A 1,548-nucleotide genomic window follows, 5' to 3' on the forward strand; every position below is an offset into this window, starting at 1 on the left:
CGTGCTCATCGTGGTGTCTCCTCGGCCGGTCAAGCTGCCCCAACATATTGGGTCCGGTCGTCAGCACGCTACCCTCGCGCAACCGCCTGCCACCCACCAAAATCGCGAAAGGGCCCCGTCACCGCCGCCTCGATCCGGTTGGCGATGACGACCTTCTCGGAGAGTTACCGTTACGCAGTAACAACCTCGTAGTACCGGCCCTGATCGTCCAGGGAGCCTACCAGCGCCGATCCCGCTTCTGAAAGCACCTCTCCAGCATCCTCCGCTGACTGACCCCGCAGTGGCGTGTCAGGGGTTCAAGTTCCCCTCGCGAGGCGGTGGGTATGGTGTCAGACGTGGGCATTGACGCGGACAGCGACTAGCTCCGTGCCGACTTCGTGAGCTGGCAGGAGGACGCCATCCGGCAGGTTGCCGATGGAATCCGCGAGCTGTCAGGCCGCTACAAGGCGAGCTACCTGGCGGTCGGGGACGGAACCTATGGACAAACGGTGATCCGGGAAAACCATGTTGCCCTGGTCGAGAAAGGCCGCTCCGGTTCAGCGCAGCGGATTGGGGGGGGTAACCCCCTTGGGGCCGGTTCCCGTGCGCCGGTTGTCTCCTTCCGGCGGGGTGTTTTACTGCGGACGCAACAGCATGCTAGCGAGCCATGCATGAGGGGCAGTCACAATCAACATCACGGTTACGAAAATGTAGGAGTCCGTGCACGCGCCCTTCCTCGTCCGCATCAAAGTCGCGACGGATGACGTCGAAGAACTCTGAGTCATTGTGTTCGAAATGGCGCCAGAGTGCATGCGCGACGAGGTCCGCATATTGGATAACCCTCGTCGCTGCAGAATCCACAAATAAGGGAACATCGGCGAGATTGGTGGCACGCCCCCATCGGTGCCCATCATGACGAAAGCGCCTAGTGAGATTCTGCAATGTGTTCTCCATCGCAGACCGATCCAGGATCATGAGGCCTCGCTGCTTGTCGTCAGCCTGAGCCCTGCGCTGAAGATAACGGTCAAATCGGTTACACAGCTGCTCAAAGGCGTACTCAGCCGGTTCCTCTCGAGCGGGCAGCTGCCGCTTATCCAACACAGCACCAAAGAGCGCGGGCGGATCACCTTTCAACTCCCGGATCGCTGCGAGCCCATGTCTCATAACGCGACGCCGGTCCGCCTTTTGGACCCTTTTCCAAGCATTTTTTCCGCGCAACAAAGGGTTGGCATGCAATTCTATTTCGCGAGGATCGCGAGGGAGTCCGTCTGTACCGGCTACAACCTTCTCAAGAGCCTCTGAAAGCCAGTAAGCCTGGCCTTCATACAGACAAATGCCGGCGAGTATGAAGTGTTGTTGTTCGCGGTCTCCGGGAGTGCCTGAATCGTCGAGATAAAGAAGACGCATGAAGACTCTTTCGGAGGCCAAAAAGATGCGATCAGGCGACCCGAATGGGCCGACGGGCTGCCCAAATGCTGCCCTCCTGACCGCTGCACCTTCGAATGTAGGTGTCAGACTGCCCCTATGTCAACACTCTTTTTGCTCTCGTGCGCGGTCGTGGGAAAACGA

General features: G+C 59.2%; 1 protein-coding gene and 1 pseudogene. One reads left to right on the forward strand and one right to left on the reverse strand.

What is annotated here, in order from left to right:
• Positions 1-374: 374 nt before the first annotated feature.
• Positions 375-743: pseudogene (locus tag LRA98_RS13245) on the forward strand (DUF2213 domain-containing protein); the annotation flags it as partial.
• Here LRA98_RS13245 and LRA98_RS12750 read toward each other — a convergent pair.
• Positions 637-1,386 (reverse strand): DUF3800 domain-containing protein, encoded by a 750-nt coding sequence (locus tag LRA98_RS12750; RefSeq protein ID WP_238634263.1) that lies wholly within the window; start codon positions 1,384-1,386, stop codon positions 637-639. The pseudogene LRA98_RS13245 and the gene LRA98_RS12750 sit on opposite strands and share 107 nt — an antisense overlap.
• Positions 1,387-1,548: the final 162 nt, after the last annotated feature.

It is taken from the genome of Halorhodospira sp. M38, from assembly GCF_022227985.1.
Lineage (GTDB): Bacteria > Pseudomonadota > Gammaproteobacteria > Nitrococcales > Halorhodospiraceae > Halorhodospira > Halorhodospira halophila_A.